Genomic DNA, 24,915 nt, shown 5'->3' on the forward strand with positions numbered 1-24,915 from the left:
CCGGTAGAACGTCACCGGGTGGTGCCATGATTCCTGGCTGTGGGCAGCGACGTGGGACAGGTTCTGGCGGGGCTCGATCCCGAGCAGCGTACGGCCGTCACCGCCCCGGCCGGGCCGGTCTGCATCCTGGCCGGCGCGGGCACCGGCAAGACCCGGGCCATCACCCACCGCATCGCCTACCGGGCGCTGACCGGCGACGTGTCGCCGCGGCACGTGCTGGCCGTCACGTTCACCGCCCGGGCCGCCGCCGAGATGCGCGCCCGGCTCGCCCAGCTCGGCGCGGGCGGCGTGCAGGCCCGCACGTTCCACGCGGCGGCGCTGCGCCAGCTGCGCTACTTCGCGCCCCGGCTGTTCGACGGCCGGGCCATGCCCGAGCTGATGGAGAGCAAGATCCGGCTCATCGGCCTCGCCGCGGCCAAGGCGGGCGTCCGGGCCGGCGACCGGGCCGCCGCGCGCGACCTGGCGAGCGAGATCGAATGGGCGAAGTCGTCCATGGTCGAGCCGGGGGAGTACCCGGTCGCCGCCGCCAAGGCCCGCCGCGAGCCGCCGCACGAGGCCGCCAAGGTCGCCGAGGTGTTCGCCGCCTACGAGGTGCTCAAGCGCCGCCAGGGGGTCATCGACTTCGAGGACATGCTGCGCGCCGCCGTCTGGGCCATCGAGGAGCACGGCGACGTCGCCGAGCAGATCCGCAACCAGTACCGGCACTTCGTCGTCGACGAGTACCAGGACGTCAACCCGCTCCAGCAGCGCCTGCTCGACGCCTGGCTCGGCGGCCGCGACGACCTCACCGTGGTCGGCGACGCCAGCCAGACGATCTACTCGTTCACCGGCGCCACGTCCGGCTACCTGATCGACTTCCCGCGCCGGCGCCGCGACGCCGTCGTCGTCCGGCTGGTCCGCGACTACCGCTCCACCCCGCAGGTCGTCGGCCTGGCGAACGCCGTCATCCGGCAGGCCCGCGGCACCGAGGCGAAGCTGCGCCTCGAACTGCACGGCCAGCGCCCGCCCGGCCCCGAGCCCGAGCTGAAGATCTTCCCCGACGAGCCCGGCGAGGCCGCCGCCGTCGCCCGCCGCTGCGCCGAGCTCATCGCCGGCGGGCTGGCCGCCAGCGAGATCGCCGTGCTGTTCCGCACCAACGCGCAGTCCGAGTCGTACGAGGCCGCCCTCGCCGAGGCCGAGGTGCCGTACGTGGTGCGCGGCGCCGAACGCTTCTTCGAGCGGCCCGAGGTGCGCCAGGCGATGATCGCCCTGCGCTCCGCCACCCGCACCACGCCCGGCGAGACCCCGCTCGTCGAGGCCGTCGTCGACGCCCTCGCCGCCACCGGCTGGGTCCGCGAGCGGCCCCCGGCCGGTGGGCAGGCCCGCGAGCAGTGGGAGGCGCTGTCCGCGATCGTCACCCTCGCCGAGGAGTACGCCCGCAGCCCCGTGCTCGTGCCCCTGGGCGAGCCGGCCACCGTCCAGCGCGACGTGTCCCTCGCCGACTTCGCCGCCGAGCTGGGCCGCCGCGCCGAGCACCAGCACGCCCCCGTCGTCGAGGGCGTCACCCTGGCCTCCCTGCACGCCGCCAAGGGCCTGGAGTGGGACGCCGTGTTCCTCGTCGGGCTCGCCGAGGGCACCCTGCCCACCACGTACGCGCGCACGCCCGAGCAGCTGGAGGAGGAGCGCCGCCTGCTCTACGTGGGGGTGACCCGCGCCCGCGAGTGGCTGTGGCTGTCGTACGGCCAGGCCCGGTCCCCGGGCGGCCGCCCGCGCCGCCCGTCACGCTTCCTGCCCCAGCTCGGCGGCGCCGGGGGTGGCACCGAACGCGCCGCCCCCATCCCGGCGAGTCGGAAACCCGACCGGCGCACCCGCGTGGTGTCCTGCCGCGCCTGCGGCACCACCCTGCTCGCCGGCGCCGACCGCAAGCTCGGCCGCTGCCCCACCTGCCCGTCGGACCTCGACGAGGACCTGCACGCCCGCCTGCTGGAGTGGCGCGGCCGGGTCGCCGCGTCGCAGAAAGTCCCTGCGTACGTGGTGTTCACCGACGCCACCATCGAGGCCCTCGCCGAGCGCCGCCCCACCGAGCCCGCGGGCCTGCTGGCCATCGCCGGCATCGGCGCCCGCAAGCTGCGCCAGTACGGCGACGACGTGGTCGCGCTCGTCGGCGGCGCCAGCCCCGACGAACTCGTGGCAGAAAAACTTGAAAACTAGGCCGTTAATTCGTTTGCGTGGCCCCGTGGCGGGGGCTTAGCCTCAGTTCACACCTCGACGAGCACGCACGTCAGTGCTGCTCAGAGGGGTTGCCGAAGCAGTTCACTGGGAGCAGTTGAGAGGGAGGTGGCCACGGTGGAGATCTACACGACTCAGCGTCCGTCGCTGCTGCCTGTCTTCTGCCTGCCCACGTCCGGCGCCGCCTATGGCGTGCGGGCTCAGCTTCCGCAGGTGCACCAGGTCCAGATCCAGTCCGAGCTGGTTCGCGACCTCGTGCCCGCCCTGCGCGGAAGCAACGGGACCACTGGGTTCCGTGGCAGCGAGGGCGTCAAGGCCGCCAAGCCGGCGACCGCATGGATGACGGATGCCCGCGGTGTTCCACCTCGAGGAAGGCCGGTCTGAGAACCCCTCAGACCACCGGCTCACCTCGAGGCCGCGGAACCCGTAACCGGGATCCGCGGCCTCAATTTTTTGCGCGATGACAAGAGCAAGATCGAATCAGAGAGAGGTGACCGGGCGTATGAGTCTGGCGCTGGCTTCCCTCGACGCGAACGTCGAGCTGGAGGCGAACCTGCCCTGTCGGAAGTTCGACCCTGACCTGTGGTTCTCCGACTCCCCGGCCCAGCTGGAGCTGGCCAAGTCGCTCTGCGGGGACTGCCCGCTGCGCGTCGAGTGCCTCGCCGGCGCGGTGGACCGCGCGGAGCCGTGGGGCGTCTGGGGCGGCGAGATCTTCGAGCGTGGCGCGGTCGTCCCGCGCAAGCGGCCCCGTGGCCGTCCGCGCAAGGAGGACCTCGCTCGCGACGTCACCCTGCAGGCCGAGGTCCAGGAGCGGCTCGCGGCCAACGGCCTCGACTCGCGCAGCGCTGTCCGACTGGCGGCCTGACATGTACCCGATCAGCACTGCCGGCCCGGCGCCGGCCATCCAGAGCACCGACATCACCGCTGTCCCGAACGGAGCCCCGAAGGTGAAACTCATCCAACAAGCGTTGTCACGAGCACGAATGCGACGGCCTCAGGCCGTAATTCCGAGCTCTGAGGCGTACCGTCCCGCCCGCCAGATCGCGATGCAGGCCCGCCGCCAGGCGGCCCGCGAGCAGGGCATCCTTTAGAAGAACACGTTTCCCGGGCCCGGCGAGCACCGCTCGCCGGGCCCGCTCCCTGCTCACGTCACGGGGGCGAAGCCCGGGAGCCAGCGCTCCACGATCGCGCGGTAGTGCGCGCGGGCCTCCAGCTGGCACAGCACGCCGATCGAGCCCAGCGTGACCCGGTGGATCAGCAGGTAGCTCGGCGGCAGGTTCAGCTTGCGGCTCAGCTGGTACGCCGGCGACTTCGGGCTGCCGAGCCGGGTCGCCTCGCTGCGCAGCCACGCCCGGGTGAACTGGAACTCGTCGTGGGCGATCGGCTCCACCAGCGGCAGCAGGAAGTCGAGGATGCCCTGGGCGTCGATGTCGTCGCCGGGCTTGATGAAGCCCTCGTCGCGCAGGCCGTCGACGACCCCGTCCGCGTCGTTCGCCAGCGCCAGCCGCACCAGCCGCCCGATCGGCTCCGGGTGCCCGCCGGGCAGCCGCGCCACCGCCCCGAAGTCGATCACGCCGAGCCGCCCGTCCGGCAGGATCCGGAAGTTGCCCGGGTGCGGGTCGGCGTGCAGCAGCTCCGCCCGCGCCGGCGCCGAGAAATGCAGGGTCGCCATCAGCCGTCCGGCCTCGTCGCGCTCCGCCTGAGTACCGTCGGCGATCACCTTCGACAGCGGGGTGCCCTCGACCCACTCCGTCACCAGCACCCGCGGCGCCGACCCCACCACCCGCGGCACGAAGATCTCCGGGTCGTCGGCGAACGCCGCCCGGAACGTGCGCTGGCTCGTCGCCTCCAGCTCGTAGTCCAGCTCCTCCGTGATCCGGTCCCGCAGCTCCGTGAGCAGCGGCTTCATGTCGATGCCGGGCTGCACCACCTTGAACATGCCGGCCAGCCGCGACAGCTGCTTCAGGTCCGACAGCAGGGCGTCGCCCGCACCCGGGTACTGCACCTTCACCGCGACGTCGAGCAGCTTCGGCTTCGCGCCCTTGCGGCTCGGCGGCAACTTCCACACCGCCCGGTGCACCTGCCCGATGCTGGCGGCCGCCGCCGGGCTCTCGTCGAACTCGGCGAACCGCTCCCGCCAGTCGTCGCCGAGCTGCTCCGCCAGCACCCTGTGCACGCTGGCGGCGGGCAGCGGCGGCGCCGCCTCCTGCAACTTCGTCAGCGCCTGCCGGTACGGCCCGGCCATCTCCTCCGGCAACGCCGCCTCGAACACGCTCAGCGCCTGCCCGAACTTCATCGCGCCGCCCTTGAGCTGGCCGAGAACGCTGAACAGCTGCTCAGCGGTGCGCTGCTGGATGTCGGCGGAGATGACGTCGGACGCGAGCCCGGTCACCCGCTTGCCGAACCCGAGCACCGTCCGCCCGGCGAAGCCGAGCGGCAGGGCGGCAAGCTTGGCTGTGCGGGACGCCGCACGACGCGGGATGTCGGTCACGCTGCCCATTGTTACCGACTTCGCGCCCGTCGACCGCCCAGCCGACGCGCCAATGCGATCTAGTACGGTCACCGCCGCCCCCGCGGCGCCCCGCACCCGCACCCCGGATGCCGTGGCCACGACCGGCGGCGCAACCGCCCCGCCCCGCGCACGTCGACCGTCGCGCCGGCCGTCTCCGGCCGCCCACCCTCCACGAACTGCAGGATCTCCGCCACCGCGAACGCCGCGGCCGCCACCAGCGTCGTCACCGCACACGGCTCCGCCCCCGACCCCGGCCCCACCGGCGGGGCGGCCGGGTCCCGATCGCGGCGGTGCGAATCGATGCAGTGCAGGCACGGCGTCCGCCCCGGCACGGTCAACGGCCCGACCACCGGCGTGCCCTCCTGCACGGCGACCGCCAGGTACGGCTGCCGGCGCTGCGCGTGCCCCGCCGCCACCAGCGCCACCGGCTCGTCGTGCCCCAGCTGCACCACGAGGGTGGCGTGCCCCCGCTGCACCGGCCGGGTCACCGTGGCCGGGGCAGCCCGTCCGACCGCCTCGGCGATCGCCTCCCGGCGGGGGCGGCCGACGTCGTCCCCGCTCAGCGGCGTGCCGGCCAGCTCCTCGGGGGTCACGGAGCCGCCGACGTCGGCGAAGACGTGGCCGACGCCGGCGGCAGCGAGCAGGACGGCGATCGGCGCGGCCAGCCGGCCGCGGCCGGCGAGGACAACGCGGGCGGCGGCCCGCCGCCGCAGGCGGGTGGCCGGGGTGGGGACGCTCCGGGCCTCCGCGGGCCGCGGGGCTTTCGGCCTTCGCGGGTGGCCGCGGTCCGCGCCGCCTGCGCGGTCGTGGCCTGCGTGGTCGTGGCGTGCGTTGTCGCGGTCCGCGAGGTCCGCGTGGTTGCGGTGCTTGGTGTCCGAGAGGCCGTGGCTCGCGTGGTCGTGGTCCGCGGGTCCGTCAAGGCCGTGAGCGGCGTGGTCAGCGGCGGCGGCGCGGTCGGCACCGGCTGCGTGGTTCGGGGGTGAGGCCGGGCTCGGTAAGGGTGAGGCCGGGCTCGGTGGGAGTGAGGCCGGGGACAGGACGGACCGGCCCGGTGGGGGAGTGTGGAAGGCCAGGGCCGTGGCCTCGCTCAGCAGGCGCCGTCGGGTGTCGGCCGTCAGGTGCGGTGGCACGAGCGCCGGGGACGCCCACACCAGCCCCGCCGTGTGCAGGGCCGTGAGGAGTGTCCGGGCGTCGGCGGCGGTGAGGCCGTGGTGGCGGGCCGCGGTGAGGACGGCGCGTTCGGAGCGGGTGCCGTCGAGGAGGTCGAGCAGGACGGCGGCGCGGGGGTCCGGCAGGTCCAGGAGCAGGGCGCGGGAGGGGTCGAGGCCCAGCTGGAGGGTGTGCGGGTCGCGCCAGGTGCGGGCGAGGCCGGGCAGGAGCACGGGCCGGAGCACAGGTGCCATACGTGACAGCGTGTCACCACGCCGGTCGAACTCGGTCACCGTTGTCCACAGGCCGGGTACGCGTACAGACAGGGTTATCCACAGGCTCAGGGCAGTTGTCCACAGCTGTGGGCAACGCCGGGAACGGCCCCGCGATAACACAACGTGTGCGGGTGGCTACGGGTTACGGCGTACCGGGCAGGAAAAATGCGGAAGGGGCGGCCGGCACCGGCCGCCCCTTCCCGCTCGTCGGTGCTCAGGCCTTTGCAGTGGCCTTGCCGAGGATGCGGTTGATCGTCGTGCCGCAGACCGGGCACTTGCCCTTGGCCATGTTCATGCCCGTCTTCGACACCTCGACGTTGCCCTCGAAGTCCCGCTTCTCCTTGCACTTGACGCAGTAGCCGTTGTACGTGGTGGCCACGGTTCCTCCTCGTCGTTTCGTCGGCCGGTCGGTGCTCCGCCTCCGACCGTGACCGGGGTGGGTCACGAGCGGCGCCGGGCCGAACCGTTGCCACTTCCGGTGTGGCCGTCAGCCGCGGGTTCCGTACCCAGCTCCGGCCGCTTCCATGTCAGCTCCGAGCGGTGAACCCGGTGCCGAGGTGAAGTGTGCCCGTCCTGTTCGTCGGGTTTGGGTGTTTTGATGCGGACACGCCGAACGGAATGCCATGATCGGGCTGGAATGGCATGGACGGGGTCGTTCTGGCGCTCGGAAGGGATCGGTTACGGTGGCGGGCAGTCGGGCGGCTTCACCCCACTGCGAACTTTTTTCCGGATTCCCCTGGGCAAATTTCGCGATTCCGGCGCGTGTCGCGGCCGCGACTCTTGCGGTGACCTGGGATCCAACCATTAGCGTGCCAACGTGAACCCCACTCCGGGCGTCCTGGGCTGATCATGGCCAGGACGCGGAAACCCGTCGTCGAGGTGCGGCGCAGTCAGCGCCGCCGCCGGACGGTGTCCGCGTACCGGGACGGCGAGCGCATCGTCGTCCTGATCCCGGACCAGTTCAGCCGGGCGGAAGAGACCGAGTGGGTGGCGCGGATGCTGGCCCGCCTCGAGGCGCGCGAGGAACGCATCCGGCGCACCGACGACGAACTGCACGCCCGCGCGCGGCGCCTGATCGCCCGCTACCTGCCCGACCACGCCCGCACCGCGGTGCCCGAGAGCGTGCGCTGGGTCAACAACCAGAACGGCCGGTGGGGCTCCTGCACGCCCGCCGACCGCAGCATCCGCATCTCGCACCGGATCCAGGAGATGCCCGACTGGGTCATCGACTACGTGCTGCTGCACGAGCTGGCGCACCTGGTCGTGCCGAGCCACAGCACCGCGTTCTGGAACCTGGTGGCCCGCTACCCGAAGGCCGAGCGCGCCCGCGGCTACCTGGAGGGCGTCTCGGCCGCCGCCGGCCTGGTGATGGCGGAGGACTGACGCCGCCGGCGTGCGGGCCCCGCCGCCCGGCCGCCACGACCCGTGGCGTGTCCGGCTAGCCTCGCCGGGTGAGGCGTGTCGTGGTGGCCCTGCTCGTGCCCGTGCCGTGGAGCCCGCCCGGTGTCGACCCCGGCGCGTGGCGGGCCGCGCTCGCCGAGGACGTCGTCGACCTGCTGGCCATGATGGCCGAGGTGGAACCGGCGATCGCCGCCACCGCCGCCGACCGGGCCCTCGCCGAGGCCATCGCCTGGCCGGGCATGCCGATCTACGAGGTGCCCGCCGCCACCACGGGGCCGGTGTTCGCCGCGGCGGCCGCGGACGGGTTCGAGCAGGCGGCCGTGCTGGCCGCCGACGCGGCCGACGTGCCCGGCCTGACGCTCGGCAAGCTGCTGCGCCCGCTCACCACCCGGCCGGCCGCCGTGGCGACGGCCGGGCCGGACGGCGGGCTGCTGGGGGTGGCGGCGCGGCTGCCCGCGCCCGGCTGGCTGCCGGACGCCGACCTCGACGCGACGAGCACCGCGGAGCTGCGCCGGGCCGCGCCGACGCCGGGCGACGTGGCGGCGGCCCCGGCGTGGCGGCGGCTGCGCGGGCCCGCCGACCTGGCCACCCTGGACCCGGCCGTGGAGGGCTGGGACACGACCAGGGCGCTACTGTCCGGCGGGTCCTGACTCCGACGGCCCCGGGCCGTCCAGGCCGTCCAGCTCGCTGATGTCCCACGACGACTCCGCGCGGGCGAACGCCGCCGGGTCGGCGAAGTCCTCCTCGGTCGGCAGCAGGTCGGGGTGGCCCCACAGGGCGTCGCGGCCGGCGACGCCGCGCGCCTCGGTCAGCGCCGCCCACAGCGCGGCGGCCTCGCGCAGCCGGCGCGGGCGCAGTTCGAGCCCGACCAGCGCGGCGAACGTCTGCTCGGCGGGCCCGCCGGCCGCCCGGCGGCGCCGGAACGCCTCGCCGAGCTGCACCGACGAGGGCAGCCGGTCGGCGACCGCGGTGTCCACCACGTGCCCGACCCAGCCCTCGACGAGCGCGAGCGCCGTCTCCAGCCGGTTGAGGGCGGCCTGCTGCTGCGGCGTGTCCTCGGGGGTGAAGATGCCCTCCAGCGCCATCGCCTGCATCGACTCGGGGTCGGCCGGGTCGACCCGCGACATGGCCTCCTCGATCGCCTCGCGGTTGACCGTGATGCCGTTGGCGTACGTCTCGACGGCGTGCAGCACGTGCGCGCGCAGCCACGGGACGTGCTCGAACAGCCGCTGGTGGGCGGCCTCGCGCAGCGCCACGTACAGCCGCACCTGATCCTCGGGCAGTTCGAGGCCCTCGCCGTACGCCCGGATGTTGGCCGGGATGAGCGCGGCCTGGCCGGCCGGGCCCAGCGGCAGGCCGATGTCGCCGGCGGAGAGCACCTCGGCGGCGAGGCTGCCGAGCGCCTGGCCGAGCTGGCCGCCGAACAGCGCGCCGCCGAGCGTGGCGACCATCGACTGCATGGGGCCGAGCTGGGCGCGGGCCTCCTCGGGCACCAGGTCGCCCATGGCGCCGACCATGCGGCCCGCGACGGGGTTGCACAGCTTCTTCCACACGTCGAGCGTGTTGTAGATCCACTGGTTGCGGTTCCAGGCGATGGGCTGGCGGATGCCGGACGGCAGCGCCGACGCGGGCTCCAGCCACAGGTCGGCGAGGCGCAGCGCCTCGGTCACCGCGTGGTGCTCGTGGGGGGACACCGTCGGGTCGCCCTGGGCGCTGAGCTGGCTCGCCGCGACCTGGCGGGCCAGGTCCCAGTTGACCGGGCCGTCGCCCGGGGCCGTGAACAGCTGCTGCAGCTGGGCCATGAACTGCTGCATCTGCTGCGGGTCGGAGGGATCGGGCGGCTGGGCGCCCGGCAGGGAGAAGCCGAACGGGATATCAGGCACCCGTCCACCGTACGCGCGTGCGACACCCGTCGGCTGGCTCCGGCGATCAGCTCAGAGAGAACTCAGGGTGGGTCGGTACGCTCACGCGCATGAAACGTCGTGGTCTCACCGTGCTGCTCGGCGCGCTCCTGACGGCGCTGCTCGCGGTCGGGGTGATGACCGTGCCCATGCCGTACGTGGTGCTGAAGCCCGGCCCGACCGTGAACACGCTCGGCGTGGAGAACGGCAAGGAAGTCATCAAGATCACGGGCACCGACACGTCCACGTCCACGGGGCAGCTCCGCCTGACCACGGTGGGGGTGCAGCCCGACGTCGAGCTGGTGTGGGCGATCGAGGGCTGGTTCTCCGGCGACGAGGCCGTGGTGCCGCGCGAGCTGATCTACCCGCCCGACCAGACGCAGGACGAGGTCGAGGAGCGCAACGCCGAGGACTTCGAGCGCTCCCAGTTCAGCGCCGAGACCGCCGCGCTGTCCGAGCTGGGCTACCCGGTGCGCGTCACGGTCGAGAAGCTCACCGCCGGCGGCGCCGCCGAGAACGTGCTGAAGGTGGGCGACGTCATCACCGCCGTCGACGGCGCGCCGGTCACCACCACCGCCGCACTCACCGAGGCGATCACGGCGAAGCCGGCCGGCACCGCGTTCGCCATCGCCTACGAGCGGGCCGGCAAGGCCGCCACCGTCTCGATCACCTCGAAGGCGGGCGAGGGCGGCCGGCCGCTCATCGGCGTGCAGGTCGAGCCGAAGCAGGAGCACGCGTTCACGCTCGACATCGAGCTGGACGAGATCGGCGGGCCCAGCGCGGGCCTCATGTTCAGCCTGGGCATCATCGACAAGCTGCGCCCCGAGGACCTCACCGGCGGCAAGGTCATCGCCGGCACCGGCACCATCGACGACGCGGGCGCGGTCGGCCCGATCGGCGGCATCGCCCAGAAGCTGCGCGGCGCCAAGTCCGCCGGCGCGACCGCGTTCCTGGTGCCCGAGGCCAACTGCGCCGAGGCCGTCCGCAACGCCGTCGACGGGCTGACCATGGCGAAGGTCGGCACCCTCAAGGAGGCGCTGACCGCGCTGGAGACCCTGCGCGACGGCGGCACCCCGACCCCGTGCCCGGCGTCATGAACCCCGCCCCAGGCGTCGATCGGGTCGCATTGTGCGGGCAAGCCCCGGAGCGTACGGACACGCGCCGTAGTCTTCAACCAGCGACTGTCAAGCGGACGATACCGAGTGTTCGGAGCCGATAGTGGTCATGCGTAATACCCCCCTTCCGAGGATGAGCCGGCGCGGCCGCGTCACGATCGGCGTCCTCGTCGGGGTGTTCCTGCTCTTCACCCTGCTCAGCTGGGGCGTCGACGCGTGGACGGACTGGCTGTGGTTCGAGGAGGTCGACTACACCGGCGTCTTCACCGGCGTGCTCGTCACCCGGCTGCTGCTGTTCCTGTCGGTCGGCCTGGCCATGGCGCTCGTCGTCGGCGGCAACCTCTACCTGGCGTACCGGCTGCGCCCGCTGCTGCGCCCGCACTCCGCCGAGCAGGCCACGCTCGAGCGGTACCGGATGGCGCTCACCCCGCGGCTGGGCGCCTGGATCGGCATCGTCTCCGTCCTGATCGGCTTCTTCGCCGGGCTCTCCGCCCAGGGCCGCTGGCAGGACTGGCTGCTGTTCCAGAACTCGACGCCGTTCGGCGTGCGCGACCCTGAGTTCAACGTGGATGTGGGCTTCTACGTCTTCGACTACCCGATGCTGCGCTACTTCCTCGGCGTCGGGTTCACCGCGATCGTGCTGTCGGTCCTCGGCGCGCTCGCCGTGCACTACGTCTTCGGCGGGGTGCGGCTGCAGGGCATCGGCGACCGCATGACCACCGCCGCCCGCGCCCACCTGACCTCGCTGGTCGCGGTGTTCGTGCTGCTCAAGGCCGTGGCCTACATCCTCGACCGGCGGGCGCTGCTGCTCGCCTACAACGAGGGCACCGGCCTCTACGGCGCCGGCTACACCGACGTGAACGCGTTGCTGCCCGCCAAGGAGATCCTCGCCTACATCTCCATCGTGGTCGCCATCGCGATCATCATCTTCTCGAACGCCTGGATGCGGAACCTCGTGTGGCCGGGCGTCTCGCTCGCCCTGCTCGGCATCTCCGCCGTCGCCATCGGCGGCATCTACCCGCTGGCCGTGCAGACCTTCGAGGTCAAGCCGAGCCTGCGGGACAAGGAGGCGCAGTACATCGACCGCTCGATCAAGGCCACCCGGACGGCGTTCGGCCTCGACAAGGCCAAGATGCAGGGGTACGGGGCGACGAACCTGACCCCGCCCGCCGACCTGGCCACCGAGCCCAACGCCACCAACGTGCGGCTGGTCGACCCGAGCCTGGTGGCGCAGGCGTACACCCTGCGCCAGCAGGTCCGGCCGTTCTACGACTTCGGCGAGAAGCTCGACATCGACCGCTACGAGGTCGACGGCAAGGTGCAGGACTACGTCGTCGGCCTGCGCGAGATCAACGACGCCGAGCTGACCACCCAGCAGCGCAACTGGCTCAACCGGCACACCGTCTTCACCCACGGCTACGGCCTGGTGGCCGCGCCGACGAACCGGATCTGCGACGGCTTCCCGTTCTTCGTCTCCGGCTTCCTCGGCAACCAGAACCAGCAGCAGGGCTGCTCGTCGGCGGGCGAGCAGATCGAGGTCAAGCAGCCGCGCGTGTACTTCGGCGAGAAGACCACCGAGTACGCCATCGTCGGCGCCGGCGACCCCGACCGCAACGTCGAGTTCGACCGCCCGATCGGCGCCAGCGAGGGCCAGGAGCAGTACTACACGTACACCGGCACCGGCGGCGTCGAGATCGGCGCCTTCCACCGCCGGCTGCTGTTCGCCATCAAGAACGCCGAGAGCAACTTCCTGCTCTCCGACGCGGTGAACGAGAACTCCAAGCTCATGTACGTGCGTGACCCGCGCTCGCGCGTCGAGAAGGTCGCGCCGTTCCTCACCATCGACGGCGACCCGTACCCGGCGGCCATCGACGGCCGGATCAAGTGGATCCTGGACGGCTACACGACCGCGGCGACCTACCCGTACGCGCAGCGCATCAACCTGCAGTCCGAGACCACCGACGAGCTCACCAACCGGGGCACCTTCGCCCTGGCCGGCGACAACGTCAACTACATGCGCAACTCGGTGAAGGCGACCGTCGACGCGTACGACGGCACCGTCGAGCTGTACGAGTGGGACGACACCGACCCGGTCCTCAAGAGCTGGAACAAGGCGTTCGACGGCCTCGTCACGCCGAAGGCGCAGATCCCCGAGTCGCTGACGGAGCACTTCCGCTACCCGGCCGACCTGTTCAAGGTGCAGCGCAACCTGCTCGCCCAGTTCCACGTCACCAGCCCGGAGGAGTACTTCTCGGGCCAGGACTTCTGGCAGGTCCCCAACGTTCCGGACGCCCCGGACACCGGCGTCAAGCAGCCGCCGTTCTACCTGAACACGAAGCTGCCCGGCCAGAACGAGACCCGCTTCCAGCTCACCTCCGCGGTCACCCCGCGCGGCCGGGAGAACCTGGCGGCGATCGTCTCCGGCAGCTACGTGGGCGGCCAGCCCAGCCTGGAGGTGCTGGAACTGCCCGACCAGACGGCCGTCCTCGGCCCCGGGCAGGTCCACCAGACCATGACGAACGCGGCCGCCGTCCGGCAGGAACTCACCCTGCTGCAGAGCAACCAGGCGCAGGTCCAGTACGGCAACCTGCTCTCGCTGCCCGTCGGCGACGGCATGCTCTACGTCGAACCGGTGTACGTGCGCAGCAACCAGGCGAACGCCGTACCCCTGCTCCAGAAGGTCCTCATGTCCTACGGCGACGGCCGCTACGTGGTCCTCGCCAACGACCTGAGCTCCGGCCTGAAGCAACTCGTCGACCAGAGCAAGCAGGCGGCCCCGCCGCCACCGGCCACCGGCACCCCGCCGCCCCCGGCCGGCCAGCCCACCCCGACACCCACCACGACCACACCGGCCCCACCGCCGCCGCTCGGCGACACCAGCCTGGCGGCCGCGGCCGCCCGGGTCGACGCGGCCATCAACGAGGTCAAGGCCGCCCAGGCGTCGGGCGACTTCGCCCGCTACGGCCAGGCCCTGAACAACCTCCAGACCGCGATGGCGGACTTCCAGGCCGCCCAGCGCGCCGCCGGCGGCACCCCCGCACCCACCGGGGCACCCGCACCGACACCCAGCGGCTGACCCCGCTGCCCCGACGGGCCCGGCACCGAATCCTGGTGCCGGGCCCGTTTTGGCTGGTCAGGGCGGTGTGGGCTGGGTTACGGCGGGGCGTTTTGCAGGCGGAGGACCGGGTGCGCTAGTGTTAACGAGCCGACGCGGGGTGGAGCAGCTCGGTAGCTCGCTGGGCTCATAACCCAGAGGTCGCAGGTTCAAATCCTGTCCCCGCTACAAAGGGAAACGGCCCTTCAGGGAAACCTGAGGGGCCGTTTTCGCGTCCCGGGCTAGGTTGGGCGGATGACGCCTGAGACCGCTGCCGCGGACCCCGGCCCGCTCGCCCGCGCCCTCGTCGCCGACAACTCGTACCTCACGCTGGCGACCGCCGGCGCCGACGGGACGCCGTGGGCCACCCCGGTCTGGTACGCCGCCCGCGACCTCGCCGAGTTCGTGTGGGCGTCGAAGCCGGGCGCGCGGCACTCCCGCAACATCGCGGAGAACCCGCGGGTGTCGCTCGTGGTCTTCGACTCCGGCAAGGCGCCGGGCGAGGGCAGCGCCCTGTACGTCGCCGCGGACGCCGCCCTCGTCGACGATGCCACCTTCGCGGACGCGCTCGCCGTCTACAGTGGCCGGTCGGTCGAGCGCGGGCTGGGCGGGTGGGACGCGGCGCGGCTGCGGGAGCCCGCCCGGCACCGGCTGTACCGGGCGGTGGTGCGGGAGGCGTACGTGCTCGACGACCACGACGAGCGGATCAGGGTGCCGTGACCCGGGCGGGTCAGTCCAGTGTGTACTCGGTGTACACCTCGTAGCCCGCGGTCACCTTCAGGTGGAACGTCATCGGGTTGAGGTCGGTGCCGTCGCCCCACACGCCCGTGCCGCGGCACGTCAGCAGGACGGGGTCGGGGCCACCGGCGACGGGGAAGCGGTAGTCGGCGCGGCCGTCGTGGACGAGCTGCAGCTCCTGCACCGTCAGCAGGTAGCGGTCGACGTCGGACTGCACCAGGGTCTGCTCGGCGGCGTCCCAGCCGAGGTGCCGGCAGTCGTAGCGTCTGACGAGGTCGCGGGCGGTCGCCTCCGTCGGCGTGCTGCCCGGCGCGTGCGGGCCGACGCGCAGGTCGATCCGCGGCGGCAGCGCGGCCATGAACCGCTCCTGCCGCGCGATGTACGGGTCGACGCTCGTGACCCGGACCTCGGACCGTCCCGCCAGCGCGGCGCCCATCGCGCACGCCCCGCCGGCGACGACCGCGGCCAGGCCGGCCGCGAGCAGCCGGCCGAACCGGCGGTCGGGGGCCGCCGGGGGCGGTGCGATGTCGTCGGTCATGCGAACGCCTCGGCCGGGGAGGAGGGCAACCCCTCCGACGTTAGGGCGACCGGGTTGCGGGCGCGGTGCCCGGCGGTGGCGGCTCGGTGGCGGCGACGGTGTGGCCGCGGATCGTCACGAGGGGCGCAGGTGGGCGACGATCGCCGCGCGGGCCTCGCGGGCCTCGGGGACGGGGAGCAGCGGGTAGGCGTGGATGGCGTCCTGCTGTTCGTGGTAGGTCAGCCTGGTGTCCGCCGGGAGGCGGTCGCGCAGGGCGCGGCAGTCGGCCAGGGTGATGTCGCGGGTGCCCACGAGCAGGTGCAGCGGCGGCAGGTCGCGCAGGTCGCCGTAGAGGGGGCTGATGCGCGGGTCCGTCAGGGGCAGGCCGTTCGCCCAGGCGGCGGCCATCGGGCGCAGGCCCGGGCGGGACAGCCACGGGTCGTGGGGTTCGAGGGCGTCGATCTCCGGGTTGGTCATCGACAGGTCGAGCCAGGGGGCGATGAGGGTCAGGCTCGCGACGGGGGTGGCCTGGGCGGTGGCCTGGGCGGTGGCCAGGGCCAGGCCGCCGCCGGCGGAGTCGCCGACGAGGTGGCAGCGGCGGCCGGCGGTGGACAGCTCGGCGACCAGGGTGGTGACGAAGGCCAGGGCGCGCAGGCCGTCGTGGTGCGGGGCCAGGCCGTACAGGGCGACGTGCACCTCGCGGCCGCTGCGGTCGGCGAGGTGGGCGGCCAGGTCCCAGTGCTGGCGGACGATCTCGCTGACGTAGGCGCCGCCGTGCAGGTAGACGATCGGGTCGCCGGACGGTGGGGCCGTGCGCGGGCGGACCGCGTACACGTCGAAGCCGTCGACCTGGCGGCGGACGCAGCGGGGGCGCAGCGACCGGGGTGGGGCCGACGGGCCCTTCGGCAGGGCCAGGCGGGCCCGGCCGGCGGCCTCCGTGGCGAACCGGCGCCGGTAGGCGAGCCGGGTGAACAGGGCGACGCCTCGCATCTGCCAGCTCGCGGTCATCCGCCCACCCTAGGTGTAGGGATCAGGACCGTTGTTGACGCGGGTGATGGGTGGTTGGCCGGCGAGGGCGGTGTGTGCGCGGTGGTGGTTGTAGGTATGCAACCAGATCGGTAGGGCGTCGGCGCGGTCCTGGTTGTTGGCGAACGGGCGGGAGTAGATCCATTCGTCGCACATGGTGCGGTTGAAGCGTTCGGCTTTGCCGTTGGTCTGGGGCCGGTAGTGGCGGGTGAAGCGGGCTTGGGCGCCGAGGTCGTGCAGGGCTTGGTGCCAGGCGCGGCCGCGCCGGTAGGCCAGGGCGTTGTCGGTCATGACCCGTTCGATGTGGGCGATGCCGTGGGCGGCGAAGTGGGCGGCGGCGCGGCGTAGGAACCCGGCGCAGGTGGCGGTTTTCTCGTCGGGGTGGATTTCGGCGTAGGCGAGACGGGTGTGGTCGTCGATCGAGGCGTGGACGTATTCGTAGCCGACCCTGACGGCGTCGCGGGCGCGGCGGCGTTGCAGGCTGTCGCGGCCGTGGACTCGCCAGCCGCCGCCGTCGCGGAGCCGGCCGATTTTCTTGACGTCGACGTGGACCAGTTCGCCGGGCCGGTCGCGTTCGTAACGCCGGATCGGGGTGCCGGTGGGCCGGTCAAGCCAGGCCAGCCGGTGCAGGCCGTGCCGGACCAGCACGGCGTGCACCGTGGAAGCGGGCATACCGAGCAGCGGCGCGAGCCGGCGCGGCCCGAGTTTGCGCTGCGTGCGCAGCGCGCAGATCCGCGCCTCCACCCCGACCGGGGTCTTACCGGGCAGCCGTCGGGCGTTGCTGGGCCGGTCCTGCAAGCCCGGATCGCCCTCGGCCCGCCACCTGGCCAACCACTTGTAACCCGTCGCGCGTGAGCAGCCCAGCTCCTTGACGACGTGTGCGACCGGTCTGCCGTCACCCACGACACGCGCGATGAGCAACCGACGGCCGTGCACGGTCAGACGGGCGTTACGGTGGGCCATAGAGACCTCCGGTTCGGTGAAAGCGTCGCAACTTCCACCTCGCCGGAGGTCTCTCTCACATCTCAAGCCACCACGCCGCTGTCAACAACGCTCATGGGCACTACACCTAGGCGGCGCGTACCGTGGCCGGCATGTGGTCCTACCTGGTGTACGCGCTCGCGCTCGGCGCCCTGGCCGCCGGGCTGCGCGCCCTCGGCACCCGGGTGCGGCGGCGGGGCATCGGCGGGACGCTGATGAACCCCGTCGACGAGATCTGGCGGCCCACGGCGCACCACTTCCGCGCCGAGACCGCAGTCCACGACCAGCGGCTCGCGCCGCGGGCCGGCGCCGACGACAAGCCCTAGCGGGAAGCCACCAGGCCGAGCGCGGAGGCGCGCACCCCGGGGAAGACGTTGCCGACGGCGGACACCCGGCAGCGCTTCTGCAGGATCTCGCCGATGACCGCGCGGTAGTCGGTGGTGACGGCGAGGTCGCCGGCGACCAGGCGGGCCGGGTTGAGGGTGGGCCAGCGGCCGTACACCCGGCCGCCGTGCACGCCGCCGCCGAGCACCAGCATCGCGTTGCCGTAGCCGTGGTCGAGGCCCTTGGAGCCGTTCTCGGCGACGCGGCGCCCGAACTCGCTGACCGTGACGAGGGTGACGCGGTTCAGGTCGGCGCCCAGGTCGGCGGCGAACGCGGCCAGGGCCAGCGCCAGGCTGTGCAGGCGGTCGTACATGCGCTGGCCGGCCACCGCCAGGCCGAGGTTCTCGTGCAGGTCCCAGTCGCCGGTGTCCACGCACGCCGTCATCAGGCCCACGTCACCCTTGATCATGCGGGCGACGTCGCGCAGCGCGCCGCCCAGCGGGGTGCCGGGGTAGGCGGCGCCGTTGGCCGGGGCGTAGCCGGCGGTCGCCATCCGGGACGTGGTGTCGACGGCGGTGGTGAGCTGCTGGGCGGGGGTGCGCAGGACGGCCGGCGCGTTGGCGTACAGGGCGTTGAGGGTGCTGCTGATCGGGCGGTGCCCGTCGTCGCTGGTGAGCTGGAAGCCGTCCACCGACATCAGGCCCAGGTCCGGCGACGGGCCGACGAGGGTGCGCTGCGGCTGGGCGGTGCCGACGGAGACGCCGTTGAACGGGCTGGAGGCGCCGTTGACGCCGAGCAGGCGGTCGAGCCAGCCGGTGCGCAGGCTGGTGCCGGGCGCCGCGCGCTCCAGCTCCTCCATCGCGGAGAAGTGCGAGCGGTTCGGGGCGGCCTGGCCGACGGCGTGCACGGCGGCCAGCTTGCGGTTCGCCCACAGCGGCAGCAGCGGGCGCAGCGCCGGGTTGAGGCCGAAGCCGCCGACGTTGCCGATGGTGCGGGTGCGGGGCACGCCGATCGTCGGCCGGGCCCGGTAGTAGTAGGGGTCGCCGTACGGGACGACGGCGGACAGGCCGTCGAAGCCGCCGCGCAGCGACAGCACGACGAGCACGTCACCGGTGTACGTGGTGTCGGCGGCGAAGGCGAGCTGGGTGGCGAGCTGGTCGCCGGCGAGGCCGCCGAAGACGCCCGCGGCCAGCGCCGCGCCGAGGGCCTTGCGGCGGGTGGTGCCGCAGCACGAAGCAGACATGATCACCGGACCTGGAAGTAGGGCGAGTCGAGCATGACGCCGACGAGGTAGGGGAACAGCCAGCCGACCGCGGGGTGGTTGCTGCGCAGGGTGCTCGCGGGCGTCTTGCCGAAGAACTGGGTCAGCGCCTCGGTGTGCTCGGCGCGCAGGGTGCGGCCGAACAGGCGCTGGGCGACCGCGTCGACGAGGCCGCCGTACGTGGCGGGGCGGGCGCCGACGAGGGTGGCGAACAGGTCCGGGCGGACCAGCTCCTTCGGGTACCAGCCCTGGACGATGTTGAGGTGCACGTTCCACCGGGTGAGGTAGCCCGACGGGGACGCCCACGCGGCGGCGGTGTCGGGGTAGCCGTTCGGCGGGGCCCACGCCAGCGGCAGCTGGCCGGCCTTCTCCAGGCTCCAGTACAGGGCCTGGACGCTGGCGGTGCCGGACGGCTCCGGCCGGTGGCCGAGGGCGCGGACGGTGGCGCACACGTCCTCGTACGGGGTGCGCACCTTCTGCCCCACGGACGCGGCGAACTCCGCGGACGTGAACAGGGCGCGCAGCACCGGCACGATGGCGGTGCGGTTCGCCAGGTACACCTGGGCGAGCCGGTTGACCAGCGACGCCGGCGGGTCGTCGGAGACGAACCGGACGCACAGCTTGGTGGCGATGCGGCGGGCGGTCGCCGGGTGCATGGCCAGGTAGTCGAGCATCGCCATGATGGCCGCGCCGCCGCCGTAGTCGGTGCGGTTGGCGTGCTGGAAGCCCAGCACCCGCACCGCGCCGACGGCGTGCTTGCGGCGGTCGAACATGGAGTAGCCGGTGGCCGGGTTCACCGTCAGGCCGGTGAGCAGGCGGGCGGCGTACTTCACGTCGGCCTCGCTGTAGCCCAGCCCGACGGTGTGCAGTTCGAGCAGCTCGCGGCCGTAGTTCTCGTTCGGCGCCAGCCGGGTGGAGTAGCGGTTGTCCAGGTAGCTGAGCATCGCCGGGTGCCGGGCGCTCGCCTTGAGCATGTCGGCGAAGCGGCCCATCGCATGCCGGCGGATCACCAGGCGGTCGTAGTCCTGGCGGCTGTCCCAGCAGTCGCTGGACGGGCAGGTGACGTTGAGGTGGTTGCTCCAGAACTCGCACATCACCTCGTACAGCTGGCGGTTGCTCCAGACGGCGCGGGTGAGCGTCGCGTACCCGGTCTGTCGCATGACGTCCCAGGTGTGCTTCTTCAGCGAGCCGTTGCGCACCTTGGCGTGCACGCCGGCGATGGACAGGTTGATCAGCGGGAACCGGGCCACGACGGCGTCGCACTCGGTGTCGGCGAGGGTGCCGGGGCTGAGCTGGCGCTCCAGCCAGGCGGACGCGCCGAGCGAGGTGATCTCGGCGATCGAGGCGGGGGAGGGGCCGTAGGTCGCGCGCCGCAGCAGGTGCAGCAGCGGGTCGGCGGAAACGAGGTCGGCGCCGGTGAGCTCGGCGGGGTCGGCGGCGGAGGCTGCGGTCGCGGGGGTGACCACCGCGGCCGCGACGCCGGCCACGGCTGCGGCCTGCACGACGCGACGGCGGGTCATCGAGGGGGATGTGTCTGTGGCCGTCATCTCCCGTCCGTCGTCTGCAGAATGCAGCGGCTTCGGGTTTCCGCGCGCGGACAACCGATCGGCAACCGGCATACTCCTCGCCGTGGGCAGGCGAGGGGAGTCCCGGCGGGTCGAGACCGTCGGCAGCGGCGTGGCGGAGCTGGTCACCGACCCGGACCGGCCGTCCGGGGTGACGCTGCTGCTGGACGGCGCGCCGCAGTCGCACGTCGACCTGGCCGACCCCACCCACCTCGAGTTCGAGTACGTGCGCCGGATGGCCGCCGCGATCGACCTGCTCGCCCCGCCGTCGCTGCCCCTGCGGGTGCTGCACCTGGGCGGCGGCGCGCTGACCCTGCCCCGGTACGTGGCGGCGACCCGGCCGACGTCGACGCAGCGGGTCGTCGAGGTCGACGGCCGGCTGGTCGAGCTGGTGCGCCGCGAGCTGCCGTGGGACCGGCGGGCGTCCGTCCGGGTGCGGGTGGGCGACGCGCGCGAGGTGGTGGCGGGCACCCCGGACGCCGCGTACGACCTGGTGGTGGCCGACGTGTTCGCGGGCGCGCGCACCCCGGCGCACCTGACGACGCTGGAGTTCGCCGCCGACGTGGCGCGGGTGCTGCGCCCGGCCGGCTGGTACCTGGCGAACGTGGCCGACGGCCCGCCGCTGGCGTACGCGCGGGCGCAGGTGGCCACGATCCGCCGGGTGCTGCCGGAGGCGCTGCTGGTCGCCGACGCGGCCGTGCTGCGCGGGCGCCGCTTCGGCAACGTGGTCGTCCTGGCGGGCCGCACCGCCCCGCCGGTGGCGGAGCTGAGCCGGCGGGCGGCCGGCGACTGGTTCCCCGGCCGCGTCGAGGCGGACCTGGAGCGGTGGGCGGCCGGCGCCGTCCCGGTGCTGGACACGGCGGCCGAGCCGTCGCCCGCGCCGCCGCCCGGGCTGTTCTCGGGACGGTCCTGACCCGGGGAGTACGGACACGGAGCGTCAACGGTTCACCGGTGCCGCCCCTCGTTCCGCCATCCGGGGAAAGGGGGTGCCCGTCCTTGTCCGCGCCCGCATCCGCGTCTTTGAATGCGTCCGGGTGCGGCGGACCGGGTCGCGCCCGGCAGGGCACCGGATCGGGGGCGCACCCATGTACCACTACTCGCACTTCCTCACCGTCGACGAGGCCGACCCGGCCGCCGAGCTGGTGCCGCTGGCCGGCGGCGAGCGGGTGCTGTGGCGCGGCCGCGCCGCCCTGGCGGAGTACCCGGGCCCGGGCATGCCGGCCGGGTCGCCGCCCAACTGGACGCTCCCGACCAGCACCGACGTGGTGGTGACGGACCGGCGGCTGGCCTTCGCGCACGCCGTCAAGCCGGTCACCGTGGGGGCGCCGCAGGTGTGGCCGCCGTACCAGGTGCTGAGCCCGACGTCCGCGCCGGAGGGCGCGGTGGCGCGCGGCGAGCTGCGCTGGCAGTGGCCGTCGCTGATCGCGGTGCGGCCGGGCGAGCGGCCGCGCGACACCGACCGGACGCTGGCGGCGGCCCCGGCCAGCCCGACCCGGGTGGGCCTGGTGTGCGGCAACCGCGAGGGGCAGCCGACGCTCGTGCTCGCCGGTGGCGATCTGACCACGGTCGGTGACGCCGACCATCTCGGCAACGTGCTGCGCCGGGCCGTCGTGCAGTTCCGGCTCGACCACGCCGCGATGCTGGGCCTGCCGGTGCCCCGGGCACGGATGCTGGCCCGGCTGCTCATCGACCCCGAGTTCGCCAACCACCCGGGCGGGCCCGGGCTGTCGGTGGAGCTGCCCGGCGCGGTGCGGATGGTCGCCCAGGTGCGGCGCATCCCGCAGCTCGCCGCGGCCGGTTAGGCCTGCGCCTCCCAGCGCAGCGTCAGCCCGGCGGTCTTGTTCGCCGCGTTGTTGTCCGCCGCGAGCGACCAGCTGATCCGGTACGCCTTCGTCTGCCCGGCCGCCGTCGGCGACCACGAGCCGAACCCTGCCGCCCAGTTCGGGCGGGCCGCGGCCAGGGCGCTCATCGTCGCCGCCGGCGCCGTGGTGTCGGGGACGAACGACGCGCAGCTCGCCGACGAGCCGCCGGCGCCCTGCTCCAGCACGACGTTGACGTACGGCCCCAGCGTGCCCGTGAGGCTCTGCACGTGCAGGCGCACCGAGGCGGTCGCGTTGCCGGTGTAGGTGACGAGGATGCACTTCGAGCCGGTGTCGCCCGGCTGGACGTTCGTGGCGCTGAACAGCGCAGCGCCGCCGTCGTCGTCCGAGATCGCGACGGTGCCGGCCGCCCAGTTGCTCGCGGGACTCGCGGTGCTGGCGCTGAAGGCGGCGCCGGTGGCGTCCCAGATCAGCGCCCCGCTGAGCAGCATCCCGGCGAACAGGGCGGCCAGCAGCTGCAGCTTCGCGGCGGTCCGGGACACGGCGGGGCCACGACCGCGCGTCGCGCGCCTGACCGCCATCCCGCCTCCTCGCCCGCACCGGGTTTCCCGCAGTGTCCATCGGCGGGGGCGCGGCGAACGGCAAGGCTTGTGGCGGGGCGCACGTGGGGCATGCCGGCGCGCACGACCTGTCCACCGCTCCGCCACCACGGCGCCACGGGTGAGGCCGACGCGACGTATCGGCCGGCCGCGCACCCACCTGAGGGCGGCGTGCATGCGTTCCGTAACGAGTCGGGCGGGCCGGCGACGATGCTGCCGCACTTCTCGCCGGCGCACGTTCTGGGTGTGACGCAGCGGACAGCCCGCGCCCGGCCGATCCATAGGGTCCCCACAGGTTCGTCACTCACGGTGAGGTGACCGACGAACCGAACCGCTGGAGGCCCCCGTGTTCCGTCCGACCCGCCGCTCGACCGCCCTCGCCGCCCTGGGCCTGCTCGGCGTCGGCGGCGCCCTCGCCGTGTCGCTCGCCGACCGGGCCGTCGAGCCCGCCCCGCCCGTGCCGCCCGCACCGGGCCCGGCGCGGCCCGCGCGCGAGCCGAAGGCCGCCCGGCGCGCCCGCCGGCGCCGCGCCGCGCTGGCCGCCGGCCTCGCCCGGGAGCTGCGGATGGACGCCGCCGAGGTGCGGGCGGCCCTGGAGCGGTTCGACGTGGACGCCGCGCACGAGGCCCGGGCCCGCGCCCGCGCCGCCCTCAAGACCCGCCTCGACGCGGCCGTCGCCGCGGGCGAGCTGGGCGCGCCCGACGGCGCGGCCGTCATGCGGGCCGTCGACGCCGGCATCCTGGAGCCGGCGGAGCACTGAAGTCCGGGCGGCGCCTGCCGATGACGTCTCGCATGTCGCCCCGGCCCGCCCGCTTCCTCGCCGCCCTCGCCGCGCTCGTGATCGCGGCGACCCTCCTGCCGGCCGGTCCGGCCGAGGCGGCCGCCCGCCGGTACGCCTCGTGCGCGGCGCTGCAGAAGACGTACGCCAACGGCGTCGCCACGTCGAAGAGGGCGGCCGCCGCGCCGGCGATCCACCCGCCGAAGGTCAGCGCGTCGCTGTACGCGGCCAACCGCACCCTCGACCGGGACCGCGACGGCGTCGTCTGCGAGCGCGCCCGTCCGACGAAGGACCAGGTCTTCGCGGCCGCCATGGCCGACGCCGGCAACCCGGACGCCGCCCTCTACCGCGGCGCCGACCCGGCGGCGCTCGGCCGCTACGGCGCGGCGGTGTGCGCGCTCGTCGCGGCGAAGAAGGGCAACCTGCCCGCGACGCTGACGGCGATGTGGCAGCGGTCCGCGCCGCCGGTCACCGACCGCGGGGACGCCTTCACCCTCGGCGCCGCCGTCACCGTGTACTGCCCGAAGTACCTTCCCTGAGCTGGTCTTATTACCAAAGCTCGATAGATTGACATGGATGTTGCCGGGGTCGTTGATTGAGGCGAGAGCGTTCTCTCGACCTCAGGAGGCGACCCCATGGTGCGTGGTTCCCGATCCCGGCGGGCGGCGCTCGCCGGCGCCCTCGCCGTGGTGCTCGCCGGTGGCCTGACGGCCGTGCAGCGGGAGGCGTCGGCCGCCGTGCCCGCCACGCCCGCCGGCTACACGCTGCGGTTCAGCGACGACTTCACCGGGCCCGCGTGGTCGTCCGTCGACACCACCAAGTGGCAGTTCGCGACGGGCACCGGCTACCCCGGCGGCGCCGCCAACTGGGGCACCGGCGAGATCGAGACGATGACCAGCAGCATCGCCAACGCCCACCTCAGCGGCAGCAGCGGCTCGCTGGGCATCATCCCGCTGCGCGACTCCGCCGGGCGCTGGACGTCCGCCCGCCTGGAGACCCGGCGCACCGACTTCGCCGCCCCGCGCGGCGGCAAGCTCAAGGTCGACGCCCGGATCAAGCTGCCGGACGTCAGCGGCGCCCAGGCCGCCGGCTACTGGCCCGCCTTCTGGATGCTCGGGGCGGCCGCCCGGCCCGTCGGCGCCACGAACTGGCCGGGCGTCGGCGAGATCGACATCATGGAGAACGCGAACGGGCGCGACAGCTGGATCGGCACCCTGCACTGCGGCGCCGCCCCGGGCGGGCCCTGCAACGAGTTCTCCGGGCTCAGCAGCGGCGAGAAGGCGTGCAACGGGTGCAAGTCCGCGTACCACCGCTACACGGTCCTGTTCGACCGCAGCGTCGCGCCGGAGCGCCTGGCCTGGTACCTCGACGGCGTCAACGTGCACAACGTCTACCAGAACCAGGTGCCGGCGGCGACCTGGGCGGCGGCGCTGCACCACGGGTTCTTCATCATCCTCAACGTGGCGATCGGCGGCGGCTTCCCGAACGCCTTCGGCGGCGGGCCCACGGCGGCCACCCGGCCGGGCGCGCCCATGCTCGTCGACTACGTGGCGGTCTGGACCTCGCCCTGACCATTGGTGACGCTGTGTGAGGGCGGTGAGAATGACGTTCCGTGATCTCGTCTCTCGTACTTGCGGTCAAAAGGTGCGGA

General features: G+C 73.6%; 24 protein-coding genes and 1 tRNA gene. 15 read left to right on the forward strand and 10 right to left on the reverse strand.

The features are described from left to right. The first annotated feature begins 33 nt into the window (after positions 1 to 33). The 3 genes from Sya03_RS01785 to Sya03_RS01795 all read left to right on the forward strand — a co-directional run bounded on the left by Sya03_RS01785 (position 34) and on the right by Sya03_RS01795 (position 3,073). Positions 34 to 2,190, forward strand: coding sequence for an ATP-dependent DNA helicase UvrD2 (locus Sya03_RS01785; RefSeq protein ID WP_203936408.1), 2,157 nt, complete (start codon positions 34 to 36; stop codon positions 2,188 to 2,190). A gap of 135 nt (positions 2,191 to 2,325) precedes the next feature. Further along, the gene (locus Sya03_RS01790; RefSeq protein ID WP_239107053.1) at positions 2,326 to 2,592 is read left to right on the forward strand and encodes a hypothetical protein; all 267 of its coding nucleotides are present in this window, start codon (positions 2,326 to 2,328) and stop codon (positions 2,590 to 2,592) included. 118 nt (positions 2,593 to 2,710) lie between these two features. Next, complete coding sequence (locus tag Sya03_RS01795) at positions 2,711 to 3,073, forward strand: WhiB family transcriptional regulator (RefSeq protein WP_203936341.1); 363 nt, start codon at positions 2,711 to 2,713, stop codon at positions 3,071 to 3,073. Between the two features lie 279 nt (positions 3,074 to 3,352). On the opposite strand, the gene Sya03_RS01800 is transcribed toward Sya03_RS01795, so the two are convergent. From Sya03_RS01800 to Sya03_RS01810, 3 genes are all read right to left on the reverse strand, one after another. Further along, positions 3,353 to 4,699, reverse strand: a complete 1,347-nt coding sequence (locus Sya03_RS01800; RefSeq protein ID WP_203936342.1) for an ABC1 kinase family protein — start codon at positions 4,697 to 4,699, stop codon at positions 3,353 to 3,355. 68 nt (positions 4,700 to 4,767) lie between these two features. Then, entirely contained in the window at positions 4,768 to 6,123 is a 1,356-nt protein-coding gene (locus Sya03_RS01805) for a ThiF family adenylyltransferase (RefSeq protein WP_239107054.1), read from the reverse strand. 235 nt (positions 6,124 to 6,358) lie between these two features. Then, positions 6,359 to 6,523 (reverse strand): DUF5679 domain-containing protein, encoded by a 165-nt coding sequence (locus Sya03_RS01810; protein ID WP_203936343.1) that lies wholly within the window; start codon positions 6,521 to 6,523, stop codon positions 6,359 to 6,361. Positions 6,524 to 6,993: 470 nt separating this feature from the next. Between Sya03_RS01810 and Sya03_RS01815 the strand changes: the two genes are divergently transcribed. Both Sya03_RS01815 and Sya03_RS01820 read left to right on the forward strand, forming a co-directional pair. After that, complete coding sequence (locus Sya03_RS01815) at positions 6,994 to 7,527, forward strand: M48 metallopeptidase family protein (RefSeq protein ID WP_203936344.1); 534 nt, start codon at positions 6,994 to 6,996, stop codon at positions 7,525 to 7,527. Between the two features lie 68 nt (positions 7,528 to 7,595). After that, positions 7,596 to 8,195 (forward strand): hypothetical protein, encoded by a 600-nt coding sequence (locus Sya03_RS01820; RefSeq protein WP_203936345.1) that lies wholly within the window; start codon positions 7,596 to 7,598, stop codon positions 8,193 to 8,195. Here the strand turns inward: Sya03_RS01820 and Sya03_RS01825 are convergent. Next, complete coding sequence (locus Sya03_RS01825; protein WP_506347054.1) at positions 8,175 to 9,359, reverse strand: zinc-dependent metalloprotease; 1,185 nt, start codon at positions 9,357 to 9,359, stop codon at positions 8,175 to 8,177. The genes Sya03_RS01820 and Sya03_RS01825 overlap by 21 nt on opposite strands. A 158-nt stretch (positions 9,360 to 9,517) precedes the next feature. Here Sya03_RS01825 and Sya03_RS01830 point away from each other — a divergent pair, with 158 nt between their 5' ends. The 4 genes from Sya03_RS01830 (at position 9,518) to Sya03_RS01845 (ending at position 14,375) form a co-directional block, all read left to right on the forward strand. After that, positions 9,518 to 10,543 carry a YlbL family protein gene (locus tag Sya03_RS01830; RefSeq protein WP_203936347.1) on the forward strand — a complete coding sequence of 342 codons (1,026 nt, stop codon included), beginning with the start codon at positions 9,518 to 9,520 and terminating at the stop codon, positions 10,541 to 10,543. 127 nt (positions 10,544 to 10,670) lie between these two features. Continuing rightward, the gene (locus Sya03_RS01835; protein WP_203936348.1) at positions 10,671 to 13,637 is read left to right on the forward strand and encodes a UPF0182 family membrane protein; all 2,967 of its coding nucleotides are present in this window, start codon (positions 10,671 to 10,673) and stop codon (positions 13,635 to 13,637) included. A gap of 133 nt (positions 13,638 to 13,770) precedes the next feature. After that, positions 13,771 to 13,844 (forward strand) — tRNA-Met (locus tag Sya03_RS01840). Positions 13,845 to 13,910: 66 nt separating this feature from the next. Continuing rightward, complete coding sequence (locus tag Sya03_RS01845) at positions 13,911 to 14,375, forward strand: pyridoxamine 5'-phosphate oxidase family protein (protein ID WP_203936349.1); 465 nt, start codon at positions 13,911 to 13,913, stop codon at positions 14,373 to 14,375. 10 nt (positions 14,376 to 14,385) lie between these two features. On the opposite strand, the gene Sya03_RS01850 is transcribed toward Sya03_RS01845, so the two are convergent. The 3 genes from Sya03_RS01850 to Sya03_RS01860 all read right to left on the reverse strand — a co-directional run bounded on the left by Sya03_RS01850 (position 14,386) and on the right by Sya03_RS01860 (position 16,899). Further along, positions 14,386 to 14,931: a hypothetical protein gene (locus Sya03_RS01850; RefSeq protein WP_203936350.1), complete on the reverse strand. Its 546-nt coding sequence runs from the start codon at positions 14,929 to 14,931 to the stop codon at positions 14,386 to 14,388. A gap of 114 nt (positions 14,932 to 15,045) precedes the next feature. Next, positions 15,046 to 15,918, reverse strand: coding sequence for an alpha/beta hydrolase (locus Sya03_RS01855; protein ID WP_203936351.1), 873 nt, complete (start codon positions 15,916 to 15,918; stop codon positions 15,046 to 15,048). 9 nt (positions 15,919 to 15,927) lie between these two features. Continuing rightward, positions 15,928 to 16,899, reverse strand: coding sequence for an IS481 family transposase (locus Sya03_RS01860; RefSeq protein ID WP_203936352.1), 972 nt, complete (start codon positions 16,897 to 16,899; stop codon positions 15,928 to 15,930). A 131-nt stretch (positions 16,900 to 17,030) separates the two neighbouring features. Here Sya03_RS01860 and Sya03_RS01865 point away from each other — a divergent pair, with 131 nt between their 5' ends. Beyond that, positions 17,031 to 17,243 (forward strand): hypothetical protein, encoded by a 213-nt coding sequence (locus tag Sya03_RS01865; protein ID WP_203936353.1) that lies wholly within the window; start codon positions 17,031 to 17,033, stop codon positions 17,241 to 17,243. On the opposite strand, the gene Sya03_RS01870 is transcribed toward Sya03_RS01865, so the two are convergent. Both Sya03_RS01870 and Sya03_RS01875 read right to left on the reverse strand, forming a co-directional pair. Beyond that, the gene (locus tag Sya03_RS01870; protein WP_203936354.1) at positions 17,240 to 18,484 is read right to left on the reverse strand and encodes a DUF1501 domain-containing protein; all 1,245 of its coding nucleotides are present in this window, start codon (positions 18,482 to 18,484) and stop codon (positions 17,240 to 17,242) included. The two genes, Sya03_RS01865 and Sya03_RS01870, sit on opposite strands and share 4 nt — an antisense overlap. A gap of 2 nt (positions 18,485 to 18,486) precedes the next feature. Further along, positions 18,487 to 20,022, reverse strand: a complete 1,536-nt coding sequence (locus tag Sya03_RS01875; RefSeq protein WP_203936355.1) for a DUF1800 domain-containing protein — start codon at positions 20,020 to 20,022, stop codon at positions 18,487 to 18,489. Positions 20,023 to 20,131: 109 nt separating this feature from the next. Here Sya03_RS01875 and Sya03_RS01880 point away from each other — a divergent pair, with 109 nt between their 5' ends. Together Sya03_RS01880 and Sya03_RS01885 are read left to right on the forward strand one after the other, a co-directional pair. Beyond that, entirely contained in the window at positions 20,132 to 20,980 is an 849-nt protein-coding gene (locus Sya03_RS01880) for a spermidine synthase (protein WP_203936356.1), read from the forward strand. Positions 20,981 to 21,152: 172 nt separating this feature from the next. Then, the gene (locus Sya03_RS01885; protein ID WP_203936357.1) at positions 21,153 to 21,869 is read left to right on the forward strand and encodes a hypothetical protein; all 717 of its coding nucleotides are present in this window, start codon (positions 21,153 to 21,155) and stop codon (positions 21,867 to 21,869) included. On the opposite strand, the gene Sya03_RS01890 is transcribed toward Sya03_RS01885, so the two are convergent. After that, positions 21,866 to 22,429, reverse strand: a complete 564-nt coding sequence (locus tag Sya03_RS01890) for a hypothetical protein (RefSeq protein WP_203936358.1) — start codon at positions 22,427 to 22,429, stop codon at positions 21,866 to 21,868. The two genes, Sya03_RS01885 and Sya03_RS01890, sit on opposite strands and share 4 nt — an antisense overlap. A gap of 403 nt (positions 22,430 to 22,832) precedes the next feature. On the opposite strand from Sya03_RS01890, the gene Sya03_RS01895 reads away from it, so the two are divergent. From Sya03_RS01895 to Sya03_RS01905, 3 genes are all read left to right on the forward strand, one after another. Then, positions 22,833 to 23,246, forward strand: a complete 414-nt coding sequence (locus Sya03_RS01895) for a hypothetical protein (protein WP_203936359.1) — start codon at positions 22,833 to 22,835, stop codon at positions 23,244 to 23,246. A 32-nt stretch (positions 23,247 to 23,278) separates the two neighbouring features. Then, positions 23,279 to 23,803: a DUF732 domain-containing protein gene (locus tag Sya03_RS01900; RefSeq protein ID WP_203936360.1), complete on the forward strand. Its 525-nt coding sequence runs from the start codon at positions 23,279 to 23,281 to the stop codon at positions 23,801 to 23,803. Positions 23,804 to 23,899: 96 nt separating this feature from the next. After that, positions 23,900 to 24,835 carry a glycoside hydrolase family 16 protein gene (locus tag Sya03_RS01905; RefSeq protein WP_203936361.1) on the forward strand — a complete coding sequence of 312 codons (936 nt, stop codon included), beginning with the start codon at positions 23,900 to 23,902 and terminating at the stop codon, positions 24,833 to 24,835. Positions 24,836 to 24,915 lie beyond the last annotated feature (80 nt).

Origin of the sequence: Spirilliplanes yamanashiensis (assembly GCF_016863475.1) — a bacterium.
GTDB lineage: Bacteria > Actinomycetota > Actinomycetes > Mycobacteriales > Micromonosporaceae > Spirilliplanes > Spirilliplanes yamanashiensis.